The organism is Algoriphagus sanaruensis, assembly GCF_001593605.1.
In the GTDB taxonomy this organism is placed as follows: Bacteria; Bacteroidota; Bacteroidia; order Cytophagales; family Cyclobacteriaceae; genus Algoriphagus; species Algoriphagus sanaruensis.
This window is the reverse complement of sequence record NZ_CP012836.1, coordinates 1,353,850-1,368,010: the sequence shown is the minus strand read 5'-3', so window position 1 is coordinate 1,368,010 and position 14,161 is coordinate 1,353,850. Positions and strand designations below refer to the sequence as shown.

Annotated in this window: 12 protein-coding genes; 8 read left to right on the top strand and 4 right to left on the bottom strand. The window is 43.3% G+C overall.

Annotated elements, in window-relative coordinates; all coding sequences use genetic code 11:
• The first annotated feature begins 76 nt into the window (after positions 1–76).
• The 4 genes from sucD to AO498_RS06070 all read left to right on the top strand — a co-directional run bounded on the left by sucD (position 77) and on the right by AO498_RS06070 (position 6,038).
• Complete coding sequence (gene sucD, locus AO498_RS06085) at positions 77–958, top strand: succinate--CoA ligase subunit alpha (RefSeq protein ID WP_067544777.1); 882 nt, start codon at positions 77–79, stop codon at positions 956–958.
• A 94-nt stretch (positions 959–1,052) separates the two neighbouring features.
• Entirely contained in the window at positions 1,053–2,507 is a 1,455-nt protein-coding gene (locus AO498_RS06080) for a DUF294 nucleotidyltransferase-like domain-containing protein (RefSeq protein WP_067544775.1), read from the top strand.
• Positions 2,508–2,749: 242 nt separating this feature from the next.
• Positions 2,750–5,077 (top strand): PIG-L family deacetylase, encoded by a 2,328-nt coding sequence (locus tag AO498_RS06075; RefSeq protein ID WP_067544773.1) that lies wholly within the window; start codon positions 2,750–2,752, stop codon positions 5,075–5,077.
• 100 nt (positions 5,078–5,177) lie between these two features.
• Positions 5,178–6,038, top strand: a complete 861-nt coding sequence (locus AO498_RS06070; protein WP_067544771.1) for an ROK family protein — start codon at positions 5,178–5,180, stop codon at positions 6,036–6,038.
• A 57-nt stretch (positions 6,039–6,095) separates the two neighbouring features.
• Here AO498_RS06070 and AO498_RS06065 read toward each other — a convergent pair whose 3' ends face one another.
• The 3 genes from AO498_RS06065 to AO498_RS06055 form a co-directional block, all read right to left on the bottom strand.
• On the bottom strand, positions 6,096–7,262 hold the full coding sequence (locus tag AO498_RS06065; RefSeq protein ID WP_067544770.1) for a glycosyltransferase family 4 protein: 1,167 nt from the start codon (positions 7,260–7,262) through the stop codon (positions 6,096–6,098).
• Positions 7,263–7,373: 111 nt separating this feature from the next.
• A complete protein-coding gene (locus tag AO498_RS06060; RefSeq protein WP_067544768.1) occupies positions 7,374–8,477 on the bottom strand; it encodes an endo-1,4-beta-xylanase in 1,104 nt (367 codons plus the stop codon).
• Positions 8,478–8,489: 12 nt separating this feature from the next.
• The gene (locus tag AO498_RS06055; protein WP_067544766.1) at positions 8,490–9,029 is read right to left on the bottom strand and encodes a hypothetical protein; all 540 of its coding nucleotides are present in this window, start codon (positions 9,027–9,029) and stop codon (positions 8,490–8,492) included.
• 167 nt (positions 9,030–9,196) lie between these two features.
• On the opposite strand from AO498_RS06055, the gene AO498_RS06045 reads away from it, so the two are divergent.
• From AO498_RS06045 to AO498_RS06030, 4 genes are all read left to right on the top strand, one after another.
• A complete protein-coding gene (locus AO498_RS06045; protein WP_067544762.1) occupies positions 9,197–9,784 on the top strand; it encodes a hypothetical protein in 588 nt (195 codons plus the stop codon).
• Between the two features lie 19 nt (positions 9,785–9,803).
• A complete protein-coding gene (locus AO498_RS06040; protein ID WP_067544760.1) occupies positions 9,804–10,235 on the top strand; it encodes a VOC family protein in 432 nt (143 codons plus the stop codon).
• Positions 10,232–11,194 (top strand): carbon-nitrogen hydrolase family protein, encoded by a 963-nt coding sequence (locus AO498_RS06035; protein ID WP_067544758.1) that lies wholly within the window; start codon positions 10,232–10,234, stop codon positions 11,192–11,194. The genes AO498_RS06040 and AO498_RS06035 overlap by 4 nt, the downstream gene beginning before the upstream one ends.
• Before the next feature lie 294 nt (positions 11,195–11,488).
• Positions 11,489–12,205 carry a hypothetical protein gene (locus AO498_RS06030; RefSeq protein WP_067544756.1) on the top strand — a complete coding sequence of 239 codons (717 nt, stop codon included), beginning with the start codon at positions 11,489–11,491 and terminating at the stop codon, positions 12,203–12,205.
• A gap of 479 nt (positions 12,206–12,684) precedes the next feature.
• Here the strand turns inward: AO498_RS06030 and AO498_RS06020 are convergent, their stop codons facing one another.
• Positions 12,685–14,055, bottom strand: coding sequence for a Gfo/Idh/MocA family protein (locus tag AO498_RS06020; protein ID WP_067544752.1), 1,371 nt, complete (start codon positions 14,053–14,055; stop codon positions 12,685–12,687).
• Between the last annotated feature and the right edge of the window lie 106 nt (positions 14,056–14,161).

The following is a 14,161-nucleotide window of genomic DNA, read 5'->3' as shown; positions in this document are numbered from 1 at the left end:
CTTGAGAATGTTGCGGTTTTCTTTTGTCAGCGGGTGGTTTCTTTTATTTTTGTGCCAAACTTAAAAAAGCGCATCAATGAGTGTACTAGTCAATAAAAACTCAAAGGTAATCGTCCAGGGATTTACCGGTTCTGAGGGTTCCTTTCATGCCCAGCAAATGATCGAGTATGGCACTAATGTAGTTGGAGGTGTAACTCCAGGCAAAGGTGGCAGCACCCATTTGGACAGACCAGTGTTCAACTCTGTAGAAGAGGCCGTTCAAAAGACTGGTGCAGATACCTCTATCATTTTCGTTCCACCAGCTTTTGCGGGTGACGCAATCATGGAGGCAGCTGATGCCGGCATCAAAGTAATCATTGCCATCACCGAAGGTATTCCAGTAGCCGATATGATGAAGGCTAAGCCATACATCAAAGAACGTGGCTGTGTTTTGATCGGTCCAAACTGCCCAGGAGTAATTACTCCAGGTGAAGCGAAAGTGGGTATTATGCCAGGTTTCGTCTTCAAATCAGGAAGAATCGGAATCGTATCCAAGTCTGGTACTTTAACCTATGAAGCAGCAGACCAAGTTGCAAAAGCTGGACTAGGTGTTTCAACTGCGATCGGTATTGGGGGTGACCCAATCATCGGAACTTCTACCAAGCAAGCGGTGGAAATGCTGATGAACGATCCAGAGACAGACGCTATTGTCATGATCGGTGAAATCGGTGGTAACTATGAAGCAGAAGCTGCTCGTTGGATCAGAGAAACTGGAAACAAAAAGCCGGTAGTCGGATTTATTGCAGGCCAGACAGCACCTCCAGGACGACGCATGGGACATGCTGGTGCTATTATCGGTGGAGCTGATGATACAGCTGCTGCGAAAATGAGAATCATGAGAGAAAACGGAATCCATGTAGTAGAGTCTCCAGCAGAAATTGGAGCAACCATGGCAAAAGCTTTGGGAGTATCTGCCTAATTCCCTGATAAATCAATTTTTGGAGCCGCCTCATTTCCCGTGAGGCGGCTTCGTTTTTTTTCAGATTGGCTAAACTGTTTTGTAACTTCCCCAAATGCAGATCAAGGGTCCTTTCGTCTCAGAGCAATTTTACACCAAGCAAGTCAAAGACCTTTTGGTCCGAAGCATTCGCTGGGTAACCCCTAATACACCTATTGACATCTGTGCTCAAAAAATGGCGCAAGAGCAGGTGAGTTGTTTGTTTATTGGCAATGGACCAAGCGATCTTTTAGGCTATATCACTGACCTCACCCTGAGAGATAAAGTACTCGCCGCAGGATTGAACCCCACTGATCCGGTCAGCGTCATTTTTGAATCTGACCTAGTCACTATTTCCCCAGAATCCAGCCTAGTAGAAGCCTTACTTTTGATGTTTCAGACAAAAGCAAGATACCTCTTAGTCAAAGACAATGCGGACTATTTGGGATGGATTAGCCGGACGAAAGTTCTAACTGAACAAAGCCAAGGGCCATTCCTATTTATCCAATCAGTCAAAGAGGCACGGCATATTTCCGAGCTTAAAGAAAAATGGACACAAATGCCAACCCTAATTCAAGTTCTTATCGAACGAGGAATGAAGGGGGAATTTATCACGCAAATAATTTCAGCTGTAGTGGACACCATTACCCAGCGCGTTATTGAGCGGGTTCTAAAGGAAATCGGACCGGCTCCTGCCAAGTTTGTGTTCTTCGTTTTGGGAAGTCAGGGAAGAGGGGAACTCACCTTAAAAACTGACCAGGACAACGCAATTATCTATGAAGACAAGGCCAACGAACAACGGGAATTGGTTCGAAGCTATTTCCTTGAGTTTGCCACCAAAGTATCGACTGCTTTGGACGAAATCGGCATTGAGTTTTGTCAGGGTAACCTGATGGCTATGAATCCAAAATGGACGCATTCCCTCTCGCACTGGAAACGAAACTACGATCAATGGATCAGCGATGCCTCACAAGAGACGGCTATGAATTACTCGACCTTCTTTGATTGCCGAGCAATATTTGGAGAAGAATCTTTATTAGCAGACTTGAAAGAGCATATGCAAGGTCTTTTAAAAGATGCTCCAGAACGATTTTTCATCAATTTGGGACACAATGCACTTCAGTATGAGCCCCCACTTACTTTTTTTAGAAAAATCAAAACTGAAGATATCGAAGGCAAAAAGCAACTTAACCTAAAGCAAACACTACGTCCTATTGTAGACCTTGCCCGTGTTTATGCCTTACGGTTTGAAATCTCAGAAACCAACACCATACAACGAATCAATAACCTTCAGAAAAAAGGTGTCTTTACTGAAAAAGAAGCTCAAGAACTCACGCACGCCTTTGAATATCTGATGAATCTCCGCCTGGAAAATCAAGCCAATATTCTATTGGATCAACATCAAAAACCTAAAAACTATATCAAACTCGAGCAACTTACCAAAGTGCAGCAAGTAACCCTTACAGAGATTTTTAAAGTTATTGAAGAATTCCAAGCTAGAATAAAATTGACATTCACTCGAAGCTTATAAATTTTTATCCTTAAGACTGACTTTTATAAAAATTTTATAAAAGTTTATTTTTATTCAACAAAGTTTTTTAATTTTGAGGAAAATAATAAATTCGAAGTAATTGCCAGTGGAAAAGAATTAAATGAGGATTTATGGCATTTTTCGAATTTTAATTCTGAACGTATTCGTTTGAGTAGTTTAGAAAATTTGGATTCACCGAAAACAACACAAATACTAATTCTTACCTAAACTGTCTATCCAGTATGCTCAGTAAGTATCCCCTCTCCGAAGTCGAAAAAGCCTTCTTAGCCGAGTCCGGAGTAGATCAAATCACGACCCTGATCCCCTATCTTACCGTTGACAACTTTCCAAAATTAGGATTGCTTACTGCATGCCGATTTCTGGAATGGGCCTCAACCAATCCTCAAGGAGTAATCAGCCTACCCACCGGAAAAACTCCTGAGTTTTTCATCAAGTGGACTCAATACCTTCTGGACAATTGGGACAGTAAAAAAGGTAAAGAAATTCGCGAAAAATATGGTCTGGGCAAGGTTTCCAAGCCTGTCTTGAAGGACCTTACCTTTGTGCAGATCGATGAGTTTTACCCTATCTCCTCCAAGCAGCACAACAGCTTCTACGACTACGTCAATAAATTCTACATCCAAGGATTTGGACTTTCAAAAGAAAAAGCCATTCTCATCAATTCGGACGATATCCCATTGGCTGAAGGCAAACATTTCTCTGAAATATTCCCTGATCTAAAAGTAGACCTTTCACTACGTTTTAGAGACCCAATCAACGATCTCGAAAAACTTCAACAAAAGTCGATCTACATGATCGATGAATGGTGCGGCACCTACGAACAACGAATTCGCAATCTTGGAGGAATTGGATTCTTTTTGGGAGGAATTGGTCCTGATGGACACATCGCCTTCAATACTCGTGGCTCGCATATTTACTCGGTAACTCGTCTTACTGAAACTAACTTTGAAACTCAAGCGGTAGCGGCTGGAGACCTAGGTGGTATTGAAGTATCTGCCAACCGTTTGGTAATTACAATTGGTCTGGATACCATCGTTTACAACCCAGAGGCAGTTGGAATTATTATCGCCGCCGGTGAGGCAAAAGCAGGCATCGTGAAGGATTCTTTGGAAACGCCGATGACCAATGTCTACCCAGCAACGGTTTTGCAAAAGCTGAAAAATGGCCGATTCTACTTGACCAAAGGCGCTGCAGTTAAGTTGACGGATTCACTCGATGCTTACTACCAAAAGGGTGAATGGACGTTTGAAAAAACTGAACGCTCAGTGATCGAACTTTGCAAAAAGCTCAACAAGTATGGGCACCGACTTAAGATCGAAGACCTCAAATCAGATAAATATTGTAAGCTGATCCCAGGACTTTCGGAAGACACCGTAAGTCAAGTCATGAAAAGTATCGAAGACAAGCTTTCTCGAGGATTGACTCAGGAAAAAAATGAAGTTCTTCTTCATACCGGACCTCACCATGACGACATTTCCCTAGGTATTCTTCCTCATATCACCAACCAGCTTCATGAACCAAGCAATGAAGCACATTTCTCAGTCTTAACTTCGGGTTTCACTGCGGTGACCAACACGTTTGTCATCGAAACATTGCTTCATACTAAAAAGCTACTTGATGAGGGTAAAATCCAAATGGTCAATTTTGACGATTTCTTTGAAGTAGGCTATTCACTCAAAACCGACAAAGACGTCTATCATTACCTAACCAATGTGGCTTCTGAAAATGCCGATGCAAGAAAAAGAGGCCTTTCTCACCGGGTAGTAAGAGCCTTGGTGAGTGTTTGGGGAATTAAAAACAAAGCACAGCTTAGAGAAACCATCAATGAGGTAATCAGCATCTTGAGAAATTCCTACGATGGCGAGAAGAACCCTTCCAAAATCCAGAAACTAAAAGGCATGATCCGTGAGTTTGAAGAGGAATTGGTATGGGCGCACTTCGGAGTACAAGTAAAAAATGTCCACCATTTACGTCTTGGGTTTTACACCGGAGATATTTTCACCGAGCAGCCTGACAAGACTCGTGATGTGGAACCTATCGTGGACATGTTCCGCAAAATCAAGCCGACCAAACTCAGCTTAACCTTGGATCCAGAAGGTTCTGGACCTGACACGCACTACAAAGTACTTCAGGCCACTGCTGCGGCAGTCAAAAAATGGAGCGAAGAACATGACACAAGCAAGCTCAGAATTATTGGATATCGAAATGTCTGGTTTAAATTCGAGCCGTACGAAGCAAATGTGATCGTTCCCGTTTCCCTTGGAGACATGTCTGTGATGGAAGATTCCTTTGCCAACTGCTACCTCAGCCAGGTAAATGCATCTTTCCCAAGCTATTCGCATAATGGCAAGTTTAGCACAGTTGCCAAGCGAACTTGGGTCAACCAACTCAACGACATCCAATTGCTCTTAGGTAAAAACTACTTCTACCTCCATGAAAGAGCAAAAGTGCGTGCGAGCCATGGGCTGATCTTCTTTAGAGATATGAATGTGGATGAGTTTTTGGCAACTGCACGAGAACTAGAAAAATCCATTGAAGGAATGCTCTAATTCAGCATCCTTAACCTTTAAAATACCGCATGGGCAAGAGATTTTCTCTTGCTTTTGCCAGTTAAATCAAATCTCTCAACCTGACAATAGACCAACGCGAATGCAAAAAGCAATTTTGGGATTAGATATTGGAGGAACGGGTATCAAAGGAGGTGTCCTGATCAATGGACATCTGGAGGATATCCGGTCTATTCCGACTCCAGCTTTGGAGAGTAAAGAGTTTATCTTGAATACCATTGCAGAATTTATCCAAACCTATGCTCACTATGAGATTTTGGGTATAGGTATTGGAATCCCAGGATTGGTAGATACCAAACAAGGCGTAGTCCTGGGACTGGCCAATATCCCATCTTTTCAGCATGTGGAGTTAAAAAAATTCCTCACGGAACGATTTGGACTTCCCGTCTTTGTAAACAATGACGCGAATTGCTTTGCCATCGGCGTTCATAAATATGGCGTAGGAAAACCATTTAAAAACCTGGTAGGTATTACACTCGGTACTGGCACCGGCGGAGGAATTGTGATCAATGGCCAGCTTTATTCAGGCGTTAATTCTGCTGCCGGAGAATGGTGCAGTGCCCCCTACCTGGACCACAATTACGAATACTATTGCAGCGGCAAATTCTTCCATAATTTTTACCATAGCCGACCAAAAACCCTTGCAAAAGCGGCACAAGCCGGCGATCCTGAAGCACAAAAAGCATTTCATGAATTTGGGCATCATTTAGGAGAATTGCTCAAAGTGATTCTTTATTCGCTTGCCCCTGAAGCCATTGTCCTTGGAGGCTCGATCCGTAAAACATTTCCACTGTTCAAGGAATCCATGTATGAAACACTTCATACTTTTTCCTACCCTACAGTCCTTGAAAATCTAAAAATTCTAATTTCGGAATTAGACGAGACTGCTATCCATGGAGCTGTAGCATTGGTGGATGTCGAAAAAGACATGGTCTCGATTTAAAGAAACAAAAGTTGGTTTAGTTAGTCAAAAAGGGCGGTTTCTAAGAAGCCGCTTTTTTTATTTTAGCCCAAGCTCCTCACCATAAAACTCCAAAAGCTGACGAATATGCTGCTGGGCACTGAATCGCTCCACAATATGATCGCGACCCGATTGTGGATCAAAGGCTAATTTACCCAAGGCTAAATCAACCATTACCTGGGCATATTTTTCCACGTCCCGCTCGGGAAACAAAAACAGTCCTCCTTCAGGACACATTAATTCCTCAATTCCGGAATGTTCCGTCGCAATCACCGGAATCCCTACTGAAAGTGACTCCATTATCGCATTCGGCATTCCCTCGATTGCTCCATCCGTTGTAGTGGTGCTAGGATGAAGAAGTCCATCGGCGCCTTTCAATAGATATCGAATCTCCACAGGAGTTTGATTACCAAGGAACTTGACCAGATCATCGATTTCCAATTCCTTGCATTCCTTTTTTAGTCGCTCCTGAAGCGGACCATCGCCTGCAAATACCAATTCACTTTTTATGCCTTCTTGATGAAGTCGATTCGAAGCCAGTTTAAAGGCTTGAAGGCTATACGAATGTCCTTTGATCTCGACCATCCTGCCCACTTGCAAAAACCGAAACAACCCTCTTTCTTGACTTTTTTCCTTAGGAGAAAAAGAAAAAAAATCTGTATCCGTACACGAATAAAGAATCCGCTTTTTGTCGGGAATCAAGTTCTCCTTTACTGCCCGATTGTATTGGTTCAAAGAGACATAAATCGGATGAATCCAGGATTTTGAAAACCAACTCCGCAAGCGTCTTTTGTAGGATTTTTTGGAATATAAGGTCGAGGCATCATAGCCCCGAAACTGGATAAAGACTGGGATTTTTTGAGGATTCGGGAAATGGTCTAAAAAAATCAAGGCATCCACTCCAAACTGACAGTGAATCACATCTGGCTTAAACTGAGAGACGACTTCTTGTAGCTTTTTTCCAAATTTGGGATTAAAAGATCCAAAGTAAAGATCCCATTCCTTCAGTCTTCTAAAAGGCTTATTGGTCCAATAACTATCCTGAAAAGGAATGCCTTTGCACCTAAATCCATCCACTTCGTAGTCACTCCCATGATCAATGGTGACCACCAAGACTTCATGATGCTGGCTAACCAATTGAATTTGCCGTCGGATAAACGTGACACTTATGGCATGAATATCCCGGACAAAAAACAAAACGTTCATGAAAGTCTTCGATTGAATTAGCGAAGACGAAATAAAGAATTTGCTGGAGAATAGGCCGCCTTTGTGGGCTTAATTTTTGAAATCTAAAGCTTGAATCGAGTGTCGACCAAACTAATCCCGTCCCATTTCAGTCCAAAATCCAGGTTTTAAGGATTTATTTCGATCGAAGAGTAAAGCATAATTAGTGCGACCACGAACCGGCCAGTTGTTGAGCCAGCTTCTTCCATCGTGCATTCCCCAAAATGTCACCCGCTTCACTTTTTCCTTATGTCTTTGAAATAACTTCATCAAATCCGCATAGCGCTTGACCAATTTTTCTTCGATATCTTGAGGCAACCCTTCCACATAGGGATTCCATTTCGGTGAGGCTGCAAAATTGATATTCAAATCCGCTCCATCACTGTCACTCGGGCGTGGCAAAACATCCACATCGAGCTCTGTAACATGGACCTCAAAGCCTGCCTCATGAATATCGGTAATGGCTTTTTCGATTTGCGCTAGCGAAGGAAAATCCAGCCGATAGTGCGCCTGCATTCCGATAGCATCGATTTTCACGCCTTTGGCACGTAGTGATTTGGCCATTTCTAAAATTGCAGCTCGCTTCTCCGGCTTCCAGACATTGTAATCATTGTAGATAAGCACTGCTTTGGGATCCATTTGTGCTGCTTTTCGAAAAGCCATTTCGATAAATCCTTCCCCCAAAATGGTGAACCATGGACTTTTTCGCCATCTCCCATCATCTTCAAACGCCTCATTGACCACATCCCAAGCCTGAATCCGACCTGCATATCGTCCCATCACGGTTTCGATATGATGCAGCATCCGATTTGCCAAAGATGCCGAATCCAAAGGTTCGCCTTGCTCATTTTGAAACACCCACTTGGGCGTCTGCTGATGCCAAACCAAGGTATGCCCCACACGATATGCATGGTGCTTTTCTCCCCAAGCCACGAAGGCATCTCCAAAAGCAAAATCAAACTCATGCTCTTTGGGATGAACCAACGCCCATTTGAGGCCATTTTCAGCAGTAATGGAGCTGAAATGTAAGTTCATCAAGGAATCTGCGCCGGATTCACGACCATTCACCTGATTGAGGTTGACCGCAGTTCCTACCAAAAATGAATCGGCAAATTCAGTTTTCAATCCTTTTTCCTCTCCAGTCTGGACAGCAAAAAGAAATGAGACAAATATGGAAATCAGCGTTTTCTTGAGCATAATTAATCGAATTTAGCTTCCCCCACTTCCCTTAAACTGATCCTCTTTATAGGCAAAAAGGACATTGAACGTAGTCAGAGAACCGTAACAACGAGTGATGTATTGCTGTAACCCAATCCGATCTTCATCATCGAGCTTAGGGTGGTTATTGATGTTTTGTTCTAGCACGCGGAGCTTTTCACGGACCATCACAATTTTGTGAAAGAAGGTTTCCATAGGAACTTCCTTCGCCTGTAAACTCGTATCTGAAGGTTCCAAAATCACTTTTCCCCCCATCCATTTTCCACCCAAAGGAACCAAAGGTGCACGCTCACTCGTGGCTTGTAACGCTTCTCGAATCGCCCGCTCGACATCCTTCATGGTCAGCATCGGAAAATCTGGAAGTTTGGCCTCCTCAAGCGTGTATCCTTCGTAATCTCTGGCTAATGTTTTGACTTCTTCCGAGGAGGAAAAATAGATTTTGTAATAGCTGGAATCCACCGAAACAATCACTCCCGATCCAAATTTGGGATGGCTGATTTTACTCCCGATTCCTAATTCACTTGTAGACATAGCTTTCAAAAATTAAGTGTAAACGAAAATAAGACTCTTCGTCTAGGTTGTGACTCCATTGATGGAAAAATCCTCGTTTTGCAGATTCTCTTGAAGACAAGAAGGCTAAAATAAGCCTGAAAAATTTTAACTTGATTCTCCAACTGTACCCCAAACCATACCAAAGCATGAAGAAGTTTTTCATCCAAGGAACGTCTGCCTTTTTGGGATTTACCTTTTGGGGAGCGGGAATGGTCAAGCTCTACCAAGGCCACAACTTCATCCAATGGATCGGCCCGCCTTGGCTCGTGGAGCGATTGGCCGAATTTGACTTAGGATTGTATGCTCAGTTCATCGCAGTTTGCCAGATCATAATTGGTTTTATGTTGATCACTACTCGATATAAACTTCTTGGAGGAATCATGCTGATTCCCATGATTTTGAATATTCTGATGGTGACCATTTCGCAAAATTGGAGAGGTACGCCGTATGTCTTGGGAGTTTTGCTCCTGATGAATGGATATATCCTTTGGTCTTACCGACACTATTTTATTCCCATTCTCAACGAGACAAGTTCCATTTCTAGCAAACCAAATCCTTCTAGAAAAACTTGGACAGGACATCTCGTCTGGCTATGTGGACTAGCTCTTTGTTTGGTTTCAATCCAAGTTTCCTACGCATGGCTTAGCGGGGCATTTGCCTTAGCTGCTTTGGGATTGGTATTGGGTATTTTATCCCATAAAATTGATCGCCGTATCGAACCTCAACCCCTTTAATTTAACCCGCACAATCCCTATGAACATTTACCCATATTTGAATTTTGACGGAAAGGCAGAAGAAGCCATGCTTTTTTATCAGGCTATCCTAGGAGGACAGTTTGAAGGTCCGATTGGCTATTTTGGAGAAATCCCCGGCATGGAACTTCCTGAAGATGAAAAAACGCGAGTGATGCATGCTTCTCTACGCATCAATGACCAAGTCAAAATCATGGCAAGCGATACCAGCCCTTCGATGGGGCACCGCTGGATCAAAGGAAACCATAACTATATTTCCATCAATGCCGACTCGAAAGAAGAGGGAGAGCGTGTTTTCAAAGGTCTTTCCGAAGGAGGAAAGATGGAAATGGAGTTCCAAAAAACCTTCTGGGGAGCCTACTTTGGCAGTTTTGAGGATAAATTTGGGATTGGCTGGATGGTCAATTACGACTTAAAACCAGGAGAAGAATGAGTACTCCCTTCAGAGATGACACCTTAAAAGTCGCGCTTGCTCAAATCACCCCGGTTTGGCTGGACAAGCAAGGAACGCTGGAAAAAGTCAAGCAATCCATCGAAGAAGCCGCTAATTCAGGGGCAGAATTGATCATTTTTGGAGAAGGCCTGGTTCCGGGATATCCATGGTGGCTTTCGATTACACACGCCTCTGCATGGGATAATCGAATCCAAAAAGAAATCCATGCGCATTACGCCAAAAATGCAATCCAAATCGAAAAAGGAGATCTCCGTTCTATTCAATCCCTCGCGCAAAAACATCAAATCGCAGTGTACTTGGGAATCATCGAACGACCTCAGGATCGAGGAGGGCATAGCCTGTATTGCTCGTTGGTATACATCGATGCGCAAGGAGAAATCCGATCCGTCCACCGCAAACTCCAACCCACCTACGATGAGCGTTTGACTTGGTCTCCCGGAGACGGGCATGGATTGCAAGTTCATTCGTTGAAGTCTTTTACCCTTGGCGGGCTCAACTGCTGGGAAAACTGGATGCCTTTGGCCCGTACTGCGTTGTATGGACTGGGCGAAAATCTTCACATCGCCGTATGGCCAGGAGCCGTTCGCAATACGGAATTGATTACCCGATCGATTGCTCAGGAGTCCCGTTCTTTTGTGATTTCGGTTTCGAGTTTGATGCGGAAAAGTGATTTCCCTGCTGACACCCCGCACCTCGATGTGATTTTGGAAACTTGTCCCGAGGTCCTCGCAAATGGAGGAAGCTGTATTGCGGGCCCTGATGGCAAATGGATTTTAGAACCTGTAGCAGATACCGAAGGTATTGTTTACGAAACCTTGGATTTCAACCGAGTATTGGAAGAGCGTCAAAACTTTGATCCAGTTGGCCACTATTCTCGACCGGATGTACTACAACTCAGCGTTTCCAGAGAGCGCCTACATTCCGTAAAATATGAATGAAGCCTAGACGAATCGCTCAACTCAGTGCATTAAAGCCAATGTTAAATTTCATTCATTTTACCGAAGAATCAGTCAGGACTCATATAAGTGGCTTCTTTACAAAAGATGTTTGAATTTTGTAAAACAGCCTACTTTTCAATTAGTATGTAAAGTTTAAAATTGATTTTCTTTAAAAATCCAAACATCCCACGAGGTCATGCCTTTGTGGGATTTTCTTTTTTAAAAATAATTTTTCCTCACTAAAGCAACCCAAACCCACAACTTTTTCATCTCCTTAAAATCAAATAAATCTTTATGAACCGCGGAACACAAACGGACAAACAAATCACCCAAAATCTACTCATTTACCTTTCCTTTCTACTGATCGCATGGATCGGAAGCCTGTACGGTAACGCTATCTCGGGAGATCATGCCTTTTTGAGAGTTTGGCAGATAGACAACATTTTAATCCTCTTGCTGGGTCTCCCTTTCTTGTGGCTGCAAAGCAAGGTTAGTCTTCCTAACTTTTTTGAAACCGGGATTTCCAATAAAAATCGGTTCCTGATTCCTGCTTTGATTGGGATAGTGTTTGGGATATTTGATATTCTGGTGATCAAGGTATTGCTTCATCCACAACCTTACAACGAATTGCCGCCCTTTTTGCAGCCTTTTCCCTATTCCATGTTTTTGTTTTTCTCCGGTGCTTTGGAGATAGAGGTATTCTATCGATTGATTCCGCTGACTATCTTTTTAGCGATCGGGACTTGGTATCAAAAAGGAAAACACCTCAATACCCTATTCTGGATCGGTGCAATTCTCACTTCCCTCAGAGAACCCTTAGAGCAACTTCCCAATGGGAGCTTTCTTTTGATTTTCTATTCTTTGGGAACAGGATTCTTGATGAACTTGCTTCAGGCGATCTATTTCAAAAATTCCGGATTCTTGGCATCCCTCTCAGTAAGGTTAGGACACTACCTATTTTGGCATATACTCTTGGGGATCTATGTGGAATTTATGGAATTGGGGCAATAGAAAAAGAATGGAGTCAGCTTCAATTGGGTATGCACCTTTTTTATTTCTGGCTATTCTCCATAAAAAAAATCCCCCTAGCCCTCTTAAAAAGGGGGAATTGCATCAATTTAAACCTCAATAATTCTCCTTTCTGCGCCCTCTGCGGTGAATAAAACCCATTAAGCCTCAGTTCCCTCTCGATAAGATTAGGACACGATTTCCTCTGGCACACCCTCTTGGGAATCTTTGTAAAGTTTAGGGAATGGGGACAATAGAAAATGATTGGAATCAGCTTCAATTGGGTATGCACCTTTTTCTTTGTGGCTATTCTCCTTTAAAAATAAATCCCCTAACCCCCTTAAAAAGGGGGGATTTCATCAATTTGAACCTCAGTAATTCTCCTATCTGCGCCCTCAGCGCCTCTGCGGTGAATAAAAAATCCCGCGAAGCTTCTGCCCCGCGGGATAAATCATAAATCCGAAATCAGATATCCGAAATCTTCAGGCTCCTCTTCCGCTTTCCGCCAAAGGAATATCCGTCAAGTCCTGAATTTTTATCGGCTTTCCTTGTTCGATTGAGTTCCGAGCGGCAATTCCTATCAAACATGACATGGCTCCATCCCGGCTTCCCGCAGATTGTCGCCATGGATCTGGAGCATTGGGATCTAGGAATAATTTATCCTTCAATCGGGTATCTCCTCCACCATGACCACCGCCTCCATGAGGCACTGTGATCGTGTATTTCTGTCCGAAATTTTTGACCAATACGATTTCATCCTCGTCCTTTTCATCCCAAGGCTGACTCTCTTTGATCCAAGCTTCCAATCTACCTTTAGTTCCATTGAAGGCGATTCGATATCCTTCGTATGGGGAATAGGTCGTCAAGGAATAGCTGACTTGTACCTTGTTTTTGTATTTGATTTGGACCGCCATCTTATCGTAGATGTTGATGCTTTCCCGGAAAACACAACCATCGCGATGGTATCCGTCATACTTTTCATTTTCAACATAAAGCTTGGTCAAGTGCTCACTTTTGGTGATATCCCAGTGAAAGTCACACTTGCTGGCATGAGGACATCCTCGGCAAGTAGTGGATCGGAAAGGAGCATTTTTACCATAAAATTCCAAGCCCCCATAAGCATACACCTCCTCCGGATCGGAGTCAATCCACCAGTTGAGCAAATCAAAATGATGGGAAGACTTATGCACGAGAAGGGTTCCGCTGGATTCCCGATGACCATGCCATCTTCGGAAGTAATCTGCGCCATGAGAGGTATCCAAATACCAGTGAAAATCTACCGAAGTGATCTCTCCGATCTCACCATTTCGGAGCAATTCGTATAATTTCTGTCTGTGCGGAGAATACCGATAGTTGAATGTGACGATAAGCTTTTTGCCTGATTTCCGTTCCGCATCAAGTATGGCCTGCATTTTTGTTTCATCCGTGGTCATCGGTTTTTCTGAAATGACATTCATTCCAGCATTCAGGCCTTTGATGATAAACTCGTGATGCGTGCTATCCATGGTGGTGACGATCAAGACATCCGGTTTCGTCTCTTTGAGCATTTGGTCAGTATCCAAAAAAGTAGGACAAGAAACGCCCATGTAGGATTTGCCGTAGGCCAATCGCCCCTCATTCTTATCCGACAACCCCACAAATTCAATCTGATTGGTATAGGCTCTTATCACATCTCTACCCCACATGGCCAAGCCACGAACTCCCGTTCCGACAAGCGCCAATTTCATTTTTTGGCCGGGCCGATCGAAAATCGAGAGCGCCTGAGCCACTGGGTGCAAGAAAAGACTTCCCGCCAAAGCCCCACCAGTCGTGGCAATAAAGGTCCGTCGAGATTGTAATGTTTTAGAATCCATAGGTCAATGGGTTTATTTATTCAATAGAAGATCAAGATAAAAAATTGAGTTTGGACCTTTGGCAAAAGTTACGGAATCGATTTTCCTATGTCCAAAACAATTCAGT